Source organism: Bradyrhizobium sp. SZCCHNR1053 (assembly GCF_032381235.1).
Classification (GTDB): domain Bacteria; phylum Pseudomonadota; class Alphaproteobacteria; order Rhizobiales; family Xanthobacteraceae; genus Bradyrhizobium.
This window is the reverse complement of record NZ_JAUHJM010000018.1, coordinates 68,695-86,902: the sequence shown is the minus strand read 5'-3', so window position 1 is coordinate 86,902 and position 18,208 is coordinate 68,695. Positions and strand designations below refer to the sequence as shown.

The 18,208-nt window shown below is 65.8% G+C and carries 19 protein-coding genes, 1 tRNA gene and 1 riboswitch; of the genes, 11 read left to right on the top strand and 9 right to left on the bottom strand.

Going from position 1 to position 18,208, the window contains the following annotated elements; translation table 11 throughout:
• Positions 1-403: 403 nt before the first annotated feature.
• Positions 404-796 carry a Co2+/Mg2+ efflux protein ApaG gene (gene apaG / locus QX051_RS28355; RefSeq protein ID WP_315735770.1) on the bottom strand — a complete coding sequence of 131 codons (393 nt, stop codon included), beginning with the start codon at positions 794-796 and terminating at the stop codon, positions 404-406.
• A 323-nt stretch (positions 797-1,119) separates the two neighbouring features.
• Between apaG and QX051_RS28350 the strand changes: the two genes are divergently transcribed.
• Genes QX051_RS28350 through QX051_RS28340 form a run of 3 tightly spaced genes read left to right on the top strand, consistent with a single transcriptional unit; the run spans position 1,120 to position 4,386 of the window.
• Positions 1,120-2,460, top strand: coding sequence for an OpgC domain-containing protein (locus QX051_RS28350; protein ID WP_315773993.1), 1,341 nt, complete (start codon positions 1,120-1,122; stop codon positions 2,458-2,460).
• Positions 2,460-3,218 (top strand): SGNH/GDSL hydrolase family protein, encoded by a 759-nt coding sequence (locus QX051_RS28345; protein ID WP_315735774.1) that lies wholly within the window; start codon positions 2,460-2,462, stop codon positions 3,216-3,218. Before QX051_RS28350 ends, QX051_RS28345 begins: the two co-directional genes overlap by 1 nt.
• Before the next feature lie 13 nt (positions 3,219-3,231).
• A complete protein-coding gene (locus QX051_RS28340) occupies positions 3,232-4,386 on the top strand; it encodes an SGNH/GDSL hydrolase family protein (RefSeq protein WP_315778387.1) in 1,155 nt (384 codons plus the stop codon).
• A 94-nt stretch (positions 4,387-4,480) separates the two neighbouring features.
• On the opposite strand, the gene QX051_RS28335 is transcribed toward QX051_RS28340, so the two are convergent.
• A complete protein-coding gene (locus QX051_RS28335; protein ID WP_315778386.1) occupies positions 4,481-5,689 on the bottom strand; it encodes an O-succinylhomoserine sulfhydrylase in 1,209 nt (402 codons plus the stop codon).
• 76 nt (positions 5,690-5,765) lie between these two features.
• A riboswitch (SAM riboswitch) is annotated at positions 5,766-5,845 on the bottom strand.
• A 112-nt stretch (positions 5,846-5,957) separates the two neighbouring features.
• Here QX051_RS28335 and QX051_RS28330 point away from each other — a divergent pair.
• On the top strand, positions 5,958-7,064 hold the full coding sequence (locus QX051_RS28330) for a 2'-deoxycytidine 5'-triphosphate deaminase (protein ID WP_315735780.1): 1,107 nt from the start codon (positions 5,958-5,960) through the stop codon (positions 7,062-7,064).
• Between the two features lie 120 nt (positions 7,065-7,184).
• Positions 7,185-8,663 (top strand): MATE family efflux transporter, encoded by a 1,479-nt coding sequence (locus QX051_RS28325; protein WP_315778385.1) that lies wholly within the window; start codon positions 7,185-7,187, stop codon positions 8,661-8,663.
• A 17-nt stretch (positions 8,664-8,680) separates the two neighbouring features.
• Here QX051_RS28325 and QX051_RS28320 read toward each other — a convergent pair whose 3' ends face one another.
• From QX051_RS28320 to QX051_RS28300, 5 genes are all read right to left on the bottom strand, one after another.
• Complete coding sequence (locus tag QX051_RS28320) at positions 8,681-9,082, bottom strand: SRPBCC family protein (protein WP_315778384.1); 402 nt, start codon at positions 9,080-9,082, stop codon at positions 8,681-8,683.
• Between the two features lie 11 nt (positions 9,083-9,093).
• Positions 9,094-9,453 carry a VOC family protein gene (locus QX051_RS28315; RefSeq protein ID WP_315778383.1) on the bottom strand — a complete coding sequence of 120 codons (360 nt, stop codon included), beginning with the start codon at positions 9,451-9,453 and terminating at the stop codon, positions 9,094-9,096.
• A 52-nt stretch (positions 9,454-9,505) separates the two neighbouring features.
• Positions 9,506-10,345: an AraC family transcriptional regulator gene (locus tag QX051_RS28310; RefSeq protein WP_315778382.1), complete on the bottom strand. Its 840-nt coding sequence runs from the start codon at positions 10,343-10,345 to the stop codon at positions 9,506-9,508.
• 76 nt (positions 10,346-10,421) lie between these two features.
• Positions 10,422-10,994: a methylated-DNA--[protein]-cysteine S-methyltransferase gene (locus QX051_RS28305; protein WP_315778381.1), complete on the bottom strand. Its 573-nt coding sequence runs from the start codon at positions 10,992-10,994 to the stop codon at positions 10,422-10,424.
• A gap of 224 nt (positions 10,995-11,218) precedes the next feature.
• Entirely contained in the window at positions 11,219-11,638 is a 420-nt protein-coding gene (locus QX051_RS28300) for an SPW repeat protein (protein ID WP_315778380.1), read from the bottom strand.
• A gap of 243 nt (positions 11,639-11,881) precedes the next feature.
• On the opposite strand from QX051_RS28300, the gene QX051_RS28295 reads away from it, so the two are divergent.
• Positions 11,882-11,955 (top strand) — tRNA-Gly (locus QX051_RS28295).
• Positions 11,956-11,989: 34 nt separating this feature from the next.
• Here QX051_RS28295 and QX051_RS28290 read toward each other — a convergent pair.
• Both QX051_RS28290 and QX051_RS28285 read right to left on the bottom strand, forming a co-directional pair.
• On the bottom strand, positions 11,990-13,855 hold the full coding sequence (locus tag QX051_RS28290; protein WP_315778379.1) for an AMP-dependent synthetase/ligase: 1,866 nt from the start codon (positions 13,853-13,855) through the stop codon (positions 11,990-11,992).
• Positions 13,856-14,029: 174 nt separating this feature from the next.
• Positions 14,030-14,395, bottom strand: a complete 366-nt coding sequence (locus tag QX051_RS28285) for a nuclear transport factor 2 family protein (RefSeq protein ID WP_315778378.1) — start codon at positions 14,393-14,395, stop codon at positions 14,030-14,032.
• A gap of 165 nt (positions 14,396-14,560) precedes the next feature.
• Between QX051_RS28285 and QX051_RS28280 the strand changes: the two genes are divergently transcribed.
• From QX051_RS28280 to QX051_RS28260, 5 genes are all read left to right on the top strand, one after another.
• Positions 14,561-14,920 carry a hypothetical protein gene (locus QX051_RS28280; RefSeq protein WP_315735798.1) on the top strand — a complete coding sequence of 120 codons (360 nt, stop codon included), beginning with the start codon at positions 14,561-14,563 and terminating at the stop codon, positions 14,918-14,920.
• Positions 14,921-15,633: 713 nt separating this feature from the next.
• A complete protein-coding gene (locus QX051_RS28275) occupies positions 15,634-16,158 on the top strand; it encodes a hypothetical protein (protein WP_315778377.1) in 525 nt (174 codons plus the stop codon).
• A gap of 132 nt (positions 16,159-16,290) precedes the next feature.
• Complete coding sequence (locus QX051_RS28270; protein ID WP_315735804.1) at positions 16,291-16,479, top strand: hypothetical protein; 189 nt, start codon at positions 16,291-16,293, stop codon at positions 16,477-16,479.
• Positions 16,480-16,500: 21 nt separating this feature from the next.
• The gene (locus tag QX051_RS28265) at positions 16,501-17,103 is read left to right on the top strand and encodes an SCO family protein (protein WP_315778376.1); all 603 of its coding nucleotides are present in this window, start codon (positions 16,501-16,503) and stop codon (positions 17,101-17,103) included.
• An 89-nt stretch (positions 17,104-17,192) separates the two neighbouring features.
• Positions 17,193-18,101, top strand: a complete 909-nt coding sequence (locus QX051_RS28260) for a transporter substrate-binding domain-containing protein (RefSeq protein WP_315778375.1) — start codon at positions 17,193-17,195, stop codon at positions 18,099-18,101.
• Positions 18,102-18,208 lie beyond the last annotated feature (107 nt).

Here is an 18,208-nt window from a genome sequence, read left to right as displayed (position 1 = left end):
ATCCTCCGAGGGCCGGATGGTTCGGAAATCCAATCCTAACCCTTCTTGACCACCCGCCGCCCCATAGGATCTGTGGTACCTGCCGCCTGCATTTTTTTCTGCAGGCGGGCCGCAGGCCTCAGCCGAGGCCTGGCCTTCCCTGCGCCCTCTATTTGCAGAGGGCGGATGAATGGGCAAAGCTCGGACGCGGGATGCGTCGCGAGAACGATGACGTGCGGCGTGAGTACAGGATCCATCGTATTGCACGTCGTCCGCTGGCGCGTTGTCGGAAGCTTGCCGGGACGACAGCGGGCCAAACATCGGCAGGCGAGGCGAGCCGCAAGGACAAGGTATTGAACGTCGAGAGCAGCACAAGAGACAGCGAGCGGACGACTGGGGGCAGTCGAACTGCATGCCTTCTCAGCTAATTCAACACCCGCTTGCCGTCGGGGCTGTCGAGCGAGAAGGCCGGCACGGCGATGTCGAAGTGCTCACCGCTCTCGCTCTCCATCTGGTACGAGCCGGCCATGAAGCCGGACGCGGTGGTGAGCGGGACGCCGGAGGTGTATTCGAAGCGCTCGCCCGGCGCGAGCACCGGCTGCTCGCCGACCACGCCCTCGCCGCGGACCTCCTGCTGCCGGCCGATCCCATCGGTGATGATCCAGTGCCGGCTGCGCAGCCGCACCGTCTCCTCCCCGCTGTTGGTGATGACGACGGTATAGGACCAGAACCAGCGGCCGTCGGCCACCGACGACTTCTCAGGCAGGAAGTTCGGTTCGACGGTCACTTCGATGTGGCGAGTCACGGCGCGATACATGGTGGCATTGTAGCGGAAACCAGCGCCGGAACCAATCGGGACGCCATCGTGCTTTCAACACAGTTCCGCATTATGGCACCAGAATCGCGGACTCTGTCGCCCGTATGCGCGATCCGTTCCTTGGGCTCGGATCGGGCGCGGCCGGCAGCACCCTGGCGGTGATCGCCCTGTCCTGCGTCGTGCGATCGCCACCAGCCGTCCGCCAAGGTCGAAAAACTGGGCACGGCCCAGCTGATAAGTCCTTCATCGCTTGCGCGAAAACTGCGCAGCCCTACATTTCCCCTGCCGGGCCTCGAGGGCTGGCAGCTTTGACGCGGTGCCTGATGACGTCGATTGTCGATCGCCTTGCCGGACCGTCCGCCCCCGCAGCCAGCGCCGCACCCGCGCCGGCTACGGAGACTGCCGCTGCGGCGAGCGCGGCTGCACCTGCGGTTGCATCTGCATCTGCCGTCGCGGCTGCGCCGGCCGTCAGCGCTGCACCCGCCACCACCGCCGTCCCTGCGATCACCTTCCCGGCGGTCGGCGAGCGCGAACTGCGGCTCGACCTGTTTCGCGGGCTGGCGCTATGGCTGATCTTCATCGACCATCTGCCGCCGAACCTGCTGACCTGGTTCACGCTCCGCAACTACGGCTTCTCCGACGCCACCGAGATCTTCATCTTCATCTCAGGCTACACGGCGGCGTTCGTCTACGGCCGGGCGATGCAGGATGCCGGTTTCATCGTCGCAACCGCGCGCATCCTGCGCCGCGTCTGGCAGATCTACGTCGCCCACGTCTTTCTGTTCACGATCTTCCTCGCCGAGATCTCCTACGTCGCGACCAGCTTCGAGAACCCGCTCTACACCGAAGAGATGGGAATCATGGATTTTCTCAAGCAGCCGGACGTGACCATCGTGCAGGCGCTGATCCTGCGCTTCCGCCCCGTCAATATGGACGTGCTGCCGCTCTACATCGTGCTGATGTTGTTCCTGCCGTTGATCCTGTGGCTGATGCGTTGGCGGCCCGACGTGACGCTCGGCCTATCCGTCATTCTCTATGCCGTGACCTGGGAGCTCGATCTCTATCTGACGGCCTATCCCAACGGCTTCTGGGCCTTCAATCCGTTCGCCTGGCAATTGCTGTTCGTGTTCGGCGCCTGGTGCGCGCTCGGCGGCGCGCGGCGCATGTCGCGCATCATCAACTCGCCGATCACGCTCGGGCTCTGCGTCGCCTATCTGGTCGCGGCCTTCTGTGTGACCCTGACCTGGTACATTCCGCAGCTCGGCCATCTGATGCCGCGCCGAATCGAGCAGTGGATGTATCCGATCGACAAGACCGACCTTGACGTGTTGCGTTTCGCGCATTTTCTCGCACTCGCAGCACTCACCGTGCACTATTTGCGCAAGGATTGGCCGCTCTTGAAGTCGCCGTGGCTGCGTCCGCTGATTGTCTGTGGGCAACACTCGCTCGAGATCTTCTGTCTCGGCGTGTTTCTGGCGTTTGCGGGCCACTTCGTCCTTGCCGAAGTGTCCGGCGGCGCCATGATGCACGCGGTGATCAGCCTTTGCGGCATCCTCATCATGTGGGGGGTGGCGTCGTTGATTTCGTGGTACAAGCGTGAGGCCGATAAGGGCGCGACGCGAAAAGGTGCGCGCAGCAACGCCGATCTGGCGGGAGGGGGCTGATGAAGTCCGTCTCGTGGTTAAGGTTTGGTATCGCAGTGCTGGCTGTTTCGCTGGCGGCCTCTGCGCGCGCGGAAGAGGCGCCGCAGAACTGCGAGGTGCCGGCCTACCTGCTGACCACCGAGAGCCCGCTTCCGAAGGTTGCAGACGCCGTCAAGAACGGCCGCACGCTGGATATTCTCGTCGTCGGAAGCAGGTCATCCTCCATTGTCAGCACCTCCGACGCCAATGCCTACCCCGCCCGTCTGCAGGCTGCGTTGAAGGACAAGCTGCCAACCGTCGCCGTCAATCTCAGCATCGAGCTGCAGCCCAAGAAGACGGCCGAGGAGGTCGCGGGCAATCTCGTTAAACTGGTGGAAGGAAAAAGGCCTAATTTGGTCATCTGGCAGACCGGCACGGTCGACGCCATGCGGTCGATCGATCCTGATGAGTTCCGGCAGGCGGTCGACGACGGTGTGGCGACGCTGCAGAAGGCGGGAGCTGACGTCGTCTTGATGAACCTGCAATACAGTCCGCGGACGGAGACATTGATCTCCGTGCCGCCCTATGTCGACAACATGCGTGTGGTGGCGCAGCACCGGGACATTCCGCTGTTCGATCGGTTTGCCATCATGCGGCAATGGAACGAGCAGGGCGATTTCGACCTGTTCAATCCGACGCACGGAGTCGAGCTGGCCAAGCAGGTTCATGACTGCCTCGGCCGGGCGCTGTCGAAGTTCATCATCGACGCGGCGCATATCGGGCCGGCGCAGCAGAACTAGGGTTATGTCGTTCATGACGTCGAATGAGTGTCACCGCGTCTCCGGGACATGGGAGAAGCTTTCGGCCGTTGCGGTCATTGCCATCGCCCTCGCGCTGAGCCCGCAGAAGCTACGGGCGCAGAGCGCAGCGCCGGCTGCGCCCGCCGCGCTTTCCGATGTGGAGAGCTCCGATCCAAAGGCTCCGCTGATCAGCGGGCGACCGAGCATCGGTCACGTCACGGTGGCGCAGGCGAGCGATCAGGTGCCCGGGCCGATCGCCGTGGCGCGCCCGGCGACCACAACCTCGCCGCCTGCGGCGACGACCGCGCCGGCCATGACCGATGCACAGCCGCCGGCTGCAGCCGGGCAGGCCGTCGTGGCGGCGCCGCCGTCGCGCAGCATCACCGAGCGGGCGATCGACAAGGTCAAGCAGGTCGCGAAGTCGGCCACCGACATCTTCAACCGCGTGCCGTGCCTGACGCCGAAGGGCGTCGCCAAGAAGAATTTCATTTCGCTGCCGCACGTCGCCAACAAGCTCGCCTCCGGCCTGCCGGTCGTCATCGTCGCCTTCGGCTCGTCGTCGACGCAGGGCTATGGCGCGAGCGCGCCGGACTACACCTATCCGAATCGGCTCGCCGCGCAGCTGCGCCGGCAATATCCGATGGTCGACATCAGCGTCATCAATGCCGGCGTCGGCGGCGAGGATGCGCCGGAGATGATGAAGCGGCTGGAGACGTCGGTGATCGACCGGCATCCGGATCTCGTGATCTGGCAGGTCGGCACCAATGCGGTGCTGCGCGATCTCGATCCCGCCGAGACCGCCAAGCTGGTCGATGACGGCGTCGCCAAGATCCAGGCGGCGGCCTCCGATGTCGTGCTGGTCGACCTGCAATATTCGCCGCGCGTCAACGAGCGCTCGGAGAACGCCAGCCGCATGAACAAGCTGCTCGGGCGTATCGCCGAGCTGCATCACGCCGGCATCTTCCCCCGCTTCGAGGTGATGCGCGACTGGCACGAGCGGCAGGCGATCCCGATCAACGAGTTCGTGATCTCGGACGGTCTGCACATGAGCGATTGGGGCTACGCCTGCTTCGCCCAGCTGCTCGGCGACGACATCATCCGCTCGGTCGGCCAGGTCAAGCTCGGCATCAACACGCCGGCCAACGTGCTGACCTATCGGCCGATGTGAGAGTGGCGAGTAGGGAATAGCGAGTAGCGAGTAGCGAGTAGCGAATAGGATGCAATCGGTACGCCCTATTCGCCATTCTCTATGCGGCCATTCGCTACGCGGCCCTCAGGGCCGCATCCAGATCCTCGATCAGATCGTCGGCATGCTCGAGCCCGGCGGAGAAGCGGATGAAGCCCTCGCTGATGCCGAGCTCGGCGCGCGCCTCCGGCGTCAGCCGCTGGTGCGTCGTCGTCGCCGGATGCGTGACCAGCGTCTTGGCGTCGCCGAGATTGTTGGAGATGCGCGCGAGCTTCAAGCCGTTGAGCGTGCGGAAGGCGCCGGCCTTGCCGCCCTTCACCTCGAAGCCGACCAGCGTCGAGCCGGCGCGCATCTGCTTGCGCACGGTCGCCGCCTGCGGATGGTCCTCGCGACCGGGATAGATCAGCCGCGAGATCTTCGGATGCGCCGCGAGAAAGTCGGCCACCTTCGCCGCCGTCTCAGTCTGCGCGCGCACGCGCACCGCCAAGGTCTCCAGGCCCTTGAGCAGAACCCAGGCGTTGAACGGCGAGATCGACGGACCGGTCTGGCGCATGAAATTGTGGATGTGCTCGGCGATGAACGCCTCCGACGACAGGATCACGCCGCCGAGGCAGCGGCCCTGGCCATCGATGTGCTTGGTCGCGGAGTACACCACGACGTCGGCGCCGAGCGCGAGCGGGCTCTGCCAGATCGGGGTCGCGAACACGTTGTCGACGATCAGCCGCGCGCCATGGGCGTGCGCGATCGCGGCGATCGCGGGAATGTCCATCACGTCGAGCGTCGGATTGGTCGGGCTCTCCAGGAAGAACGACTTGGTGTTCGGCCTGACCGCCTTCTGCCATTGGTCGAGGTCGAGCCCATCGACCAGGGTCGATTCGATGCCGTAGCGCGGCAAGAGATCTTCGACGACGTAGCGGCACGAGCCGAACAGCGCCTTGGCGGCGACGACGTGATCGCCGGCACGGAGGGGAGCGAGGATTGCCGTGGTGACCGCAGCCATGCCGGTCGCGGCCGAGCGGCAGGCCTCGGCGCCCTCGAGCTCGATCATGCGGCGCTCGAACATCGCCGTGGTCGGGTTGGAGAAGCGCGAATAGATGAAGCCGGGGTCCTCGCCCTTGAAGCGCGCCTCGCACTCCTCGGCGGTGGCGTAGACGAAGCCTTGCGTCAGATAGAGCGCCTCGGCGGTCTCGCCGAATTCGGAACGCAAGGTGCCGGAATGCACCAGACGGGTTTCAGGACGATAGCGGGCGAACGACGCCGGGGCCTTCGCGGGGGACTTCGACATGTGACCTCCATCGTGACCACCGCCTCCAGCGATGGGCACAAAAAAACCGGCCTGGGAAAACTCCTCACGGCCGGGATCACAATCGTCCCCGGCCTGTTTAGCGACTTATTTAACGTGGCTGCAAGCCGGCCGGCTCAAATCACCACGGGATAAGTCGTGCTCATAGTCGCAACCGGCCTTTCCGTCAAGCCAGCCATCGGATAACCGGTAAAAAGACCCTATATAGGCTCGATAAGCCGCCGTTCCGGCGCCTGCAAAGGATCAGGTCTTGCCGTTTTCGCTCAGCCCCGACGCCCACGGCATCCTCCCCGATCGCATGATCGTGGCGATGGCGGAGGCTGGCCTGATCATCCCCGCATACGATTTTGTCGAAAGCCAGATCCAGCCGGCGAGCCTGGACCTGCGGCTCGGCGACATCGCCTATCGCGTGCGGGCAAGCTTTCTGCCCGGGCCGGGCGCGACGGTCGCCGAGCGTATCGACGAGTTGAAGCTGCACGAATTCGCGCTCGCCGACGGCGCAGTGCTGGAGACCAACTGCGTCTACATCGTGCCGCTCTTGGAGAGTCTCGCGCTGCCGAAGGACATCGTCGCGGCCGCCAATCCGAAGAGCTCGACCGGGCGGCTCGACGTGTTCACCCGCGTGATCGCCGACGGCACGCGACGATTCGACATGATCGGAGCCGGCTATCACGGTCCGCTCTACGCCGAGATCAGCCCGAAGACGTTTCCCGTTTTGCTGCGCGAAGGCTCGCGCCTGTCCCAGGTCCGCTTCCGCTACCGCGACGCGGTTCTGTCGGAGGACGAACTGATCGCGCTGCATCAGGCCGAGCGGCTGGTGGATCGCGATGATGCGGATCTCGTCGGTGGCGTCGCTCTTTCCGTCGACCTGTCCGGCAGCAATGCCAACGGCTATGTGGGCTATCGCGCCAAGCGTCATACCGGCGTCGTCGACGTCGACCGCCGCGCCGGCTATGCTGTGGAGGAGTTCTGGGAGCCGATCAAGGCGCGCCCCGACGGCAGCCTCATTCTCGATCCCGGCGAGTTCTACATCCTGGCTTCGAAGGAGGCCGTGCAGGTGCCGCCGGACTACGCCGCCGAGATGGTGCCGTTCGATCCGCTCGTGGGCGAATTCCGTGTCCACTATGCCGGCTTCTTCGATCCCGGCTTCGGCTATGCCGGCGCCGGCGGGCAGGGCTCGCGCGCGGTGCTCGAGGTGCGCTCGCGCGAGGTGCCGTTCATCCTCGAGCACGGTCAGATCGTCGGCCGCCTCGTCTATGAGAAGATGCTGGCCCGGCCGAACGCGATGTATGGCAGCCGCATCGGCTCCAACTACCAGGCCCAGGGCCTGAAGCTCTCCAAGCACTTCCGCCTCTAGGCCCGGCTGCGCGCTGACCGCGCACCCCCAATGCGCCCGCTGCACGGGGCGCGGCCCGGCGGTGTGCTAGGAGGAACGACAAAGGTCCCGCCAGATGGCGCGGCCAAACGGGGAGCGAGCATGTCCGAGATCGGCTTGGCCGACAGTCCGGTCGGCGAGGGGCGTACGTTGCCGCCCATCGCGAAGCCGGTTCGGAATGCGCTCGTCGACGGACCCATTCTGCGCACCCTGCTGTCGCTGGCCTGGCCCAACATCATCGCGAACACGGCAGGCACCTGCGTCGTCATCGCCGAGACCTCCTATATCGGCCGGCTCGGTATCGAGGCGCTGGCGGCGATGGCACTGGTGTTCCCGCTGGTGATCCTGACCATGACGATGTCCGGCGGCGCCATGGGCGGCGGCGTGGCCTCGGCGATCGCGCGGGCGCTCGGCGCCGGCGACACCGAACGGGCCTCGACCCTCGCCACGCACGCGCTGCTGATTGCGCTGTTGTTCGGCGCGACCTTCATGGTCGGCATGCTGGTGTTCGGTCCCGCTTTGCTGGAGGTGCTCGGCGGCCGCGGCGCGGTGCTGAGCCATGCCACGGCCTATCTGCAGATCTTCTTCGGCGGCGCCATCCTGCCCTGGCTGATGAACTCGATGGCCGGCATCCTGCGCGGCACCGGCAACATGAAGCTGCCGTCGTTCATGATCCTCAGTTCGGCGCTGCTGCAGATCGTATTGGGCGGCACGCTCAGCCTGGTCCTCGGGCTCGGCATGCGCGGCGTCGCCGCCGGCGCGCTGCTGGCCTTCTGCGTCAGCATCTCGGTGATGGGCTGGTACCTGTTCTCCGGCCGCGCGCGCGTGCGGCCGAAGCTGCGGGGCCTGAAGATCAGCCGCGCGATGTTCGCCGACATCCTCAAGGTCGGCGCCATCGCCTGCTTCTCGCCGCTGCAATCCGTGCTGTCGATCGCGATCTTCACGCACATGCTGGCATCGTTCGGCACCGCCGTGCTGGCCGGCTACGGCATCGGCGCACGGCTCGAATTCATGGTGACCACTGTCGCGTTCTCCGTCGGCATGGCCTCGGTGCCGATGGTCGGCATGGCGATCGGTGCGGAAAGAATCGCGCGTGCCCGCCGGATCGCCTGGACGGCGGGGCTGGTCTCTTTCGCGTCGGTGGGTGCGCTGTCGACGCTGATCGCGATCGTCCCGCAATTGTGGGTCGACATCTTCACCCAGGACGAGAGCGCGCGCAGCGCCGGCCGGCACTATCTTCAGGTCGCAGCGCCGATGTATGCCTTCATCGGCCTGGCGATCTCGATGTATTTCTCCTCGCAGGGCGCCGCCAGGGTGCTCGGTCCGGTGCTGGCGCAGACGGTGCGGCTCGTCTTCATCGCTGCGGGTGGCAGCTATCTGCTGAGCCGTGCCGCGACCGAGGGTGACTTCTTCATGCTGGCGGCGTCCTCGATGGTCCTGCTCGGGGTGCTGACGCTCGCCAGCGTCATGCTCACCCGCTGGGGTCCGAAGCCGGCCGCGGTGCTGGAGCTGCGCCCGGCCGTGCTGGCGGTCGAGCTCGGGTCGGGTTCACAGATCCCGCCGTCTCCACGTGTCGGCTGAACGGCTGCGCGGCTCGTCTAGGGACGCAGCCTGCCCAGGGCGTCCTGCATCGCGCGCGCGCCGAACTCCATCTGCTGCTCGATATAGGGCGCGATGGCGTCTGGCAGCACGTCGGTGATCCAGAGCATCCGGCAGCGCTGCTCGCCGTCGGGGATGATCTGCGCGGATGCATTGTGATGCGTCACGCGTTCGCTCTCGATCGTGTAGACCAGACGCTGCTGCGCCTCGTCGCAACTGACGAGGCGTTCGCGCACCACATTGCCGTTGGCGAAGGTCACGATTCGGACGTCGCCGTCGAGCTGGCAATCGACGACGAAGCCGGGCGCCAGCCGGGTATGAACGGCGCCGAAGTCGTGCACGGCGTCCCAGACGGCGGCCGCGGAGGCTGCGATCGGGATGTCCTTCTGAATCGATGCCATGGCCGGGGACCTCACGGACACACGGCTTCGATGTTGTTGCCGTCGGGATCGATCAGGAAGGCGGCGTAGTAGGTCGGACTGTAGTCCGCGCGCGGCCCGGCGCCGCCATTGTCGCTGCCGCCGGCCTTCAGCCCCTCGCTGTGGAATCTGGCGACCGCCGCGTGGTCCCGGGCGCGGAACGCGATATGGGCGGCGCCTTTGCTGGCGCCCTTGTCGAGATACAGCCACAGCGCCGGCTCCCCCTTCGGGCCGATGCCCGCCGACGCCTCGTCCTTGGAGCAGAGGATGTGGCCGAGCGGCGCCAGCGCCGCTGTGTAGAAGCGGACGCTGGCGTCCAGATTGCCGACCTTGAGGCCGATATGATCGTACATCGATGATCTCCATGCTTCGCGTGCGGCTGCCGCACGCGCTGGGATCATCCAATCAATGGCGGCTCAGATGGTCTTGGAGAATCTTGCGCTCGCCGCGCGACGCCTTGCGAAACTTCGCCGGCGACACGCCGGCAGCGCGCGCGAAGGTGCGGGTGAAATTCGACAGATCGGCAAAACCCGAATCGTAGGCGATGGTGGTGACCGGCGTATCCTCCTCGCTGAGACGCCGCGCGGCGTGCCGCAAGCGGGAGCGGATCAGATATTGATGCGGCGTCACGCCGATCGTGGCCGCGAACAGCCGCAGGAAATGGAACGGGCTGACGCCGGCCTCACCAGCCGCAGCCGCCAGATCGATGTCGCGCGCCGCATTGTCGTCGATCCACAATGCGCTCTCGACCGCGCGCCGGCGATCACGAAGGCTTGGCGTCGCCGCCCGTTCCTGCTGGCCCGTGGCGGTCGCGACGAAGCGGCTGGCGATGATCTGGCCAACCTCGTCCAGACCGAGGTCCTGCTCGCGCGCGGCGACGGCCTCCGCGAGCTCACCGAGGACCATGAGCTCCGGCAGCGGCGGCATCGCGCCAACCCGCCAAGCCTGCCTGTTGCCGCCGATCTCGTCGATGAGCGCATGATCGAAGAAGAATGACAGGCATTCGTCGCCGCAGACGTGATCGTGCGTGCACATGAACTCATCGCCGGGATGGCCCACCAGCAGCGAGCCGGTGACCAGCTCGAAGAAGCGGCCGCGGTGCCGACAGCCGAAGCTCCCCTTGCGCACATAGGACAGCGAGTAGCCGGAATACTGCTCGACATAGGGACGCTCGCCCGGAACCGCCGCACAGCGGAACTCGGAGACGGTGACGTCACGGCTTTCGAACAGGATGGTGGCGCTCATCCTGCAAATCTAGCGCATTGCGGATGAAAGAGGAGGGCTGCGTCCGAGATAATATCGCGCGCAGCGAGGCGCCCGCTTACGACGCGCGCGGCCGGTCGACCGCGAGAAACGCGTCGAACAACGTCAGGCCCGCATGAGGCCGTGCGCCTTCGAGCGACAGCAGCCGCCGTTTGGAGATGACGCCGCTGTTGGGCGACGGCTTGTCGAGACCGTTGCCGATGTCGCGCACGCGGTGACAGGGAACGATCAGCACGAGCGCATTCTTGCTCAGCGCCTGCGCGATCGAATTCAGCGCCTTGGGAACGTGCAGTTCGTCTGCGATCGCGTCGGCGCTGCGCGTCTCGCCGCGCGGAATGGCACGAATGCAATCATAGACGCGCTGGTTGAATGGTGTCACGCCGCCGAGATCGAGCACGACATCGGAGAAGTCGACCTCCTGCCCGCGCAGCATGGCGGTGATGCCTTCGATGGCGAGTTCAATATTCGAACACGGGCGCTGCTCCCGCGCTTCGGGAAATTGGCGAAACAGGCGCCGCCGCGTCTCGATTTCCCGTGCTTCCGGCAGTTGTATGCCGGTGATTCCGGCATCGCTCCACGCAATGCCGCAACGGCCGAGGGCCGTATCAAAGATCGTATACCCACGCCCCATGACGCCACCCCAACCCCACGCCACATCATATCATCGTCACGATCGCCCGCATCAACTTTGTTTACAAAGTGTTAACAGCGCGGCGTGACCGGGGCGGGTTTGCCCTGATTTGGGTGATGGTTGTCAAGCGTCCCGTTGCGATCGTTGTCTGCGATCTCTGTCATCGGCATCGCGATCGCGGAATGCGGCGCAGCGCGCAGGCGAGGTGCGATCGACCAGAGGCGCTACGGCTGGCTCACCAATGCAGGCCTATCGCCAGCAAAATCAGGATCATGCGCAAGCCACAGTTCGAGCAGGCTCAGGAAGGTCACGGCGATCCCGATCGTGATGCTGACATGCATCGCCGACGTATGCACGAACCCGAGCAGCCACGGAGCTGCAATCAGCCACAATCCAAGCGCGACCTTCAGCCACTCCTCCCAATCGGCAAACGCCAGGAGGCCGCCGAGCGAGAGCACGACGACGGCAGCCCCCGCCAACGCAGCATCGATCCGGCCGGCGCTGCCGACAAAGCCGAACAGCCAGGGCGCGACGGCCAGGAACAGACCGCAGCCGAGGGTGTAAAGGTCGAGCGCCGACGGGCCCGACATGACGGCGAGGGCTTTCGAGGTTGCGGTCTGAGACGCGGGGATGTGGCTCTGCATGATGTGAGCTCCCAGGACCTTGACGGCGGACCTTGACGGCGCGGCGAAGCAGCGAGGGGCGCCGCCTCCAACGGGCAAAAGCGCGACCGGCCCGATCCGTTCCGGAGCCGGCGGTCGCGGCCGATCACGATCCGGAGATCAGGCCGGTGCAGAACTGTTGCCTCCCCCAACCCTTGGGCCTGGCGGTGTCGCGGCAACAAGCCGCTTGGCGAAACGCATGGTCTCGGCTAAGCATTGGCGAACGCGGGCGTAGTTCAATGGTAGAACGGCAGCTTCCCAAGCTGCATACGAGGGTTCGATTCCCTTCGCCCGCTCCAATGCCGCAATGTCCTGCTGCTACGCTCTGCAAAATCAGCTTCGTACGGTAGCCGATGGCCGCAAAGCTGCCGCGCGTTTTGCATAGATCGCCTCGATCTCCTTCGCGAAGCTCCGCTCGATCGCCGGACGCTTGTTCTTCAACGTCGGCGTGATCAGGCCTTCCTGCACGGTCCACGGCTCCAAGGTCCAATGCACCGCCTTCGGCGTCGCGTAGGACGGATAGGCCTTCGCGGCTCGCGCAATGTGGCGCAGCAGAGAGGCCGCTTCGGCCTCGGTGCCGCGCTGGCCGTGCGCCGCGAGCCTCGCCTGCTGCTCAGCCCAGCCGTTGGCGTTGAGCACGACGATCGCGGTCAGGAACGGCCGGTTCTCGCCGATCACGATGGCCTGCTCGAACAGCGGATCGGTGAGGATCGCGGTCTCCAGATCGGAGGGCGCGATCTTCTCGCCGGTCGAGGTGACGAGGATGTCCTTGATCCGACCGGTGATGGTGATGCGTCCGCCGTCGATGCGGGCCTGGTCGCCGGTGTGCAGCCAGCCGTCGGCTTCCTTGGTGCGGGCTGTCTCCTCCGGCCGGTGCCAATAGCCGAGCATCACATTCGGGCCGCGCACCATCAACTCGTCATTGTCGCCGATGCGCACCTCGATGCCCGGCAGGGCGCGGCCGACGGTGCGAGGGTCGTTGTCGTCAGGCGTGTTGACGCTGACGACGGGCGATGTCTCGGTCATGCCGTAGCCCTGCAGCACCTCGAGCCCGAGCGCCAGGAACAGCCGCACCACCGGCTCGGCGATCGGCGCGCCGCCGCTCACGGCGACGTGCAGCCGTCCGCCGAATCGAGCCAGTATCTTGGCGGCGACCAGGCGTTGCAGCAGCGGCCACGCGATTCGGTCGAACGCTGAAAGTCTGGTTCCGCGCCCATGCTGCGCATCGAAGCGCCGGCCGCCGATCGCGATGGTCAGGTCGAGCAGCGCCCGTTCGAGCGGGTTTGCGATCGCGCGGTGATGCATGATGACCGAGTAGATGCGCTCATAGATGCGCGGCACGGAGATCAGGATGGTCGGACGGACCTCCACCAGATCTTCGGACAGCTGCTTCACCGAGCGCGCATAGGCGACGCAGGCGCCGATGGCGATCGGGTAGTAGTAGCCCGCGGTGCGCTCGAACGTGTGTGACAGCGGCAGGAACGACAGGAATACGTCGTCGGTATCGGCCGCCAGCCGCTGATGAATGGCCTTGAGGTTGGAAACGACGTTGTCGTGCGACAGCATCACACCCTTGGGCCGGCCCGTCGTGCCCGAGGTGTAGACGATGGCGGCGAGGTCGTGCGGCGCGATGGCGATCCGGGTGCCGGGAAGCGTGGCGTTGCCGGCTGCGTTCAACCACGCCTCCAGATCGATGAGGCGCGGATCGCCGGTCGGCTGGGTCGTTCGCCGGTCGGCGCAGACGATCCGTCGCAGGTCGGGCAGGGCCTCGCCGACCGCTGCGATCTCATCCCAGCGTGTTTCCGAATCGACCAGCAGCAGCCGGGCACCGGAATCGGCGAGGATGTAGGCGATGCTGTCGGCATTATCGACGGCATGCATCGGCACCGGCACCAGGCCGAGCGAGAGCGCGGCCTGGTCGATGGCGAGATGTGCGATCCCGTTCGGCATCAGGATGGCGACACGCTCACCCTGGGCGAATCCGTCGGCCGCAAGCGCCCGCCGCCAGCGGTCGACGACGAGATCGATCTCGCGCCAGCAGAAGCTCGCCCATCGGCCGCTTCCTGCGTCGAAATGTCGGTAGGCCTGCTTGTCCGGGCTCCGTTCGACGCGCCAGCGCCAGAGTTCGGGCAAGGTGGTGATGGCGGCCAGCGTGCCGGCCGCCATGGCGTGATCATCGATGGGATTTGACTGCTGCACGCCCGTCTCCGGCGATCCTGAACTCGTCGCGAAGCAGAAGCTCTGCAGCGGCGGACCGGATCCGACGTTGACGTAGCGCAATCACCACGAGACAGGTCGTGCGTCTGCGCATGGGAGCCCGGCCATCGCGGCAGGCCGACCGCACTGCGGAAGCCGGGCGGAACGGGACGTCCGTCAGGCGCCCTGCGGGACCTTGTCGAGAAACCCGGTGACGCGCTGGATGCGGCCGTCGGCCAGCTCGACGAAATCCGTGCCCTGGATCGGGGCTTCCGCATCCTCGGGGCCGAGCTCCCAGGAAAAGCGGAGATGATGACCGTGGCCGTCCGCGGAGCCGATCAGGCGAAAGCGGAAGTCGGGAAAGCGCCTCTGCACGCCCGCGACCAGGCCATCCACCCCATCGCGTCCTTCACCGCGCATCAGCGGGTCGACATAGAGCGCATCCGCGGTCCAGTGACGTGCAAGCAATGCACTACGCTGCGCGGCATCGCGTTCGTTCCACAGCGCGATGTAGCTCTCGGCGATCTCGGTCGGGTTGGTCATCGGTGCTCTCCATGTTGTGAACGATGAGGAGCCCATCATCGCGCCCGGCGCGCAGCGAATCGATTACGTCGAACGTCATCTCATCCGGAATGACAGAACTGTAAGTTGCCGCCTGTTTGCGCGAGGACTACTCCACGCGCGGAGGCGGTGCGGGGAATGCGTCTCATGATGTCCGACACTTGGAAGTGGATTGCCGTCGCAATCTGTCTGGTGCTGTTCACGGCGGATACCGTGCTCAAGCCGCAGGACAAGCCCAATCGCATGGTGTTCTTCGAGCTGCATCGCGGCGAGCGCCCGACGATGATCGGCATGATGCGCGACGACCTCGTCAAGCTGCCGGGACGCGGCGCCAGCCGCATCCGCGACGCGCTCGCGCGCGGCGAGACGTTAACGGTCTGGCAATATGAATTAAGAAAGATTGAAGACGGCAGCTATCAGGAGGTGCCGGAGCGGCAGATCCAGCTCAGCGCCGCCGATGCGCCGCTCGTCACGTTTGGAGCGCGGATTCGGCTGCCCGATAATTAGTTAACTTCACGGGGACCGAGGGCGTCGGGAGGCAGATCGTCCTCCCCGCTGCCAGCGCGATATCGGCCGGACCTCGCTCGATCTCGCGATCAGACGGCGCGCTGCTGGGAGTGATCCTGCCGCGCCCGCTTGCGGGGCGGAGCTCGGTACGGTCCAAACTCGTGATTGCATTGGTCGCATCTCCGGACTTCGGCCATGCCAGCCAGGGCTGGCGGGAGCCCGCACCCACGATCGTGATCGCGCGAGCGCCCCTGGGCCGGCGATGAGAGGGGTGAGCGTCCCGCCGCCACTGGGCAGCGGGGCGTGTGTCGCGCGGAAGCTCGGCCACCGGGCTTTTCCGGAGTGTCGTTTGTGCCGCCGTGACGCCGCTGCCGCGCCGATGGGCGAATCATGCCGGGCCTCTGCCTTGCTCGTGGCGCCATCGCCATGTCCGGAACCAGCGTTCGGCCATTTTCGGTGGTAGCGACTCATTGGTGCAGCGGGCTTGCAACACTCGCGGTGAATTTGGCTTTCGTCACCGCGCCGTCCTGGACAAAAACACGATCTCGAAACACGCTGCATTTGCGATTTGGATTTGGCTTTCGCGTTCCGGTTCTGCGGATGGGCTCGTGGTCGCAAGGTCCCGCCGCAGTCCAAGCATCTCAAGAAGCGCATCACAAGACGCGTACCAAAGTCGGTCAGATCGGTTTCGCCGGGTTGAACTGGGGCTCGACATGAAATTCTGGACGGGGTTGCTTGCGGTCGTTCTGTTGCTGTCGGGGCTCGGCGCCAGCCAGGCCGTGGTCCGGATCGCCGATGACCGCGGCGGCCGGATCGGAACCTATGTCGACAAGTACCAGGGCCTGCGATCTTCCGGCGAGTATGTGATCATCGACGGGCTCTGCGCCTCGGCCTGCACCATCGTGCTCGGGGCGATCCCCCACGAGAAGATCTGCGTCACCTCGCATGCCAATCTCGGATTCCACGCCGCCTGGGATTTCGGCGCCAACGGCCGCGCCGTCACCAACCCCGAGGCGACCCAGATGCTGTACTCGATGTACCCGTCGCCGATCCGCCGCTGGATCACCCAGCGCGGCGGCCTGACGCCCCGGATGATCTTCCTGAAGGGCAAGGAGCTGCAGGCAATGTACAAGCCCTGCTATATGGATGCCCAGGCATCCTCTCCGGCCTCCTCGCATGTCGCGCCCAATGCGCCGGCCATCTCGCCGGCCGCGGCCAAGGCCTCCGCCTCCCATTGATGACGCCGGCCACCGGCCGTTTCGGGTGATCGGCTGCCCGTCCGCGGCGCTTGCCTGGACCGGCCGCGGGGCTTATCTGAAGCGCGAGGGGCGGGCCGCTCGGGCCAGCACCCGCCCGATGAGTACGTCATCATGCAGCCTCTTTCAGCGCCGCAAGAGATACCGTCCGCGTCGGGTGACCGGCGTTCGGCCTCCGCTTCGGCCATCGTGGCTGGGGTTGCGGCGATCGGGCTCGTCGCCGGCGCCGTGACGATGTGGGTGCAGTACGGGACCGCGGTGTTCTTCGAGACGATCGCGGCCGGCTGGCAGGCCTGCTTCTGAGAGACAATGAAGGAGCGCGCAATGCCATCCAATGCCACCCGCCCCCTGGTGATCGTCGGAGCCTTTGCCGCCAGCCTCGTGGTCGGACTGTCGCTGATGTTCCTCATCATGGGCGGCGGCCGAAACATCGCGGCGCCGGCCGCGATCGGCGGACCGTTCCAGCTGACCGACCAGAGCGGTGCCGTCGTCACCGAGAAGAGCCTCGAAGGCCGTCCGACCCTGATCTTCTTCGGCTTCACCCATTGCCCGGACGTCTGTCCGACCTCGCTGTTCGAGATCTCCGAGGTGCTGCGCGCGATGGGCAAGGACGCCGACGGCGTCAACGCCTATTTCGTCTCGGTCGACCCCGAGCGCGACAATCCGGCCGCGATGAAGGACTACCTCTCCAGCTTCGACCCGCATCTGAAGGGTCTGACCGGCGATCCCGAGGTCCTGGCGAAGGTTCTCACCGAGTACCGGGTCTATGCCAAGAAGGTCCCGCTGAAGGACGGTGATTACACCATGGACCACACCGCCCTGGTGTATCTGATGGACCGCAACGGCCGGTTCGTCGCGCCGTTCAACCTGAAGCGGACGCCCGAGGAAGCGGCGGCGGATCTCAAGAAATACCTCTGGGCGCGTTGACGCTCCAGCCGGGCGGCCGCCTCCGGGCCGAATCCAGCCTCGAATTTGCGCCGGGATGGTCTATAAGGCGCTGACCATCGGGACCGCTGATGCAGACCGTCTTATCAAAGCCCGTGAAATCCGCGCCTGCGGCCCACGCCGCCATCGCCAGCGCGTTGCTCTGCTTCGGTCTCGCCGCAGCCGGCTCGGAGGCGCGCGCCCAGGCGCCCGTGCGGCCCGCCGTCGAGGCGGCGCCGCAGGCCGTCCCCGGCTTCTGGGACCCGCGACGCCGGCCCGACCGGCCCGATTTGTCGCGCCTCACCGTGATTCGTTTCCTGACCGAGACCGACTATCCGCCGTTCAACTTCACCGGTCCGGACGGCAATCCGGCCGGCTTCAACGTCGATCTGGCACGGGCGATCTGCGACGAGATCAAGGTCACCTGCACCGTCCAGATGCGCCGGTTCGAAACCCTGCTCGATGCGCTGTCCTCGAACCGGGGCGATGCGATCATCGCCTCGATCGCGGTGACGCCGCAGATGCGGGCGCGGGCCGACTTCTCCGATCCATATTACCGGGCGCCCGCTCGCTTCGTGTCCCGCCGCGATGCCGTCATGACCGAGATCCGCCCCGAATTTCTCGAGGGCAAGAAGATCGGCGCCGTCGCCGGCACCGCGCATGAGGCCTACCTCAAGGCGATGTTCACCGACGCCGAGATCAAGACCTATCCGAACGACGAGGCGCTGCGGCAGGCGCTGCGCCGGGCCGAGGTCGACCTGATCTTCGGCGACGGCATCTCGCTGGCGTTCTGGGTCAATGGCACCGATTCCGGCGATTGCTGCGCCTTTTCCGGTGGACCTTTCGTCGAAAGCCGCTATTTCGGCGAGGGCGTCGGCATCGCCGTGCGCAAGGGCAACGACCTCTTGCGCCAGGCGCTGAACTGGGCGCTGTTCCGGGTCTGGGAAAAAGGCCGCTACACCGACCTGTGGCTGCGCTACTTCTCGATCAGCCCGTTCTAGCGCTTGCCGTCGTTCCGGGCGCGTCGAAGACGCGAACCCGGAACCTCGAGATTCCGGGTTCGATGCTTCGCATCGCCCCGGAATGATGGGTATCATGACCGCTGTTT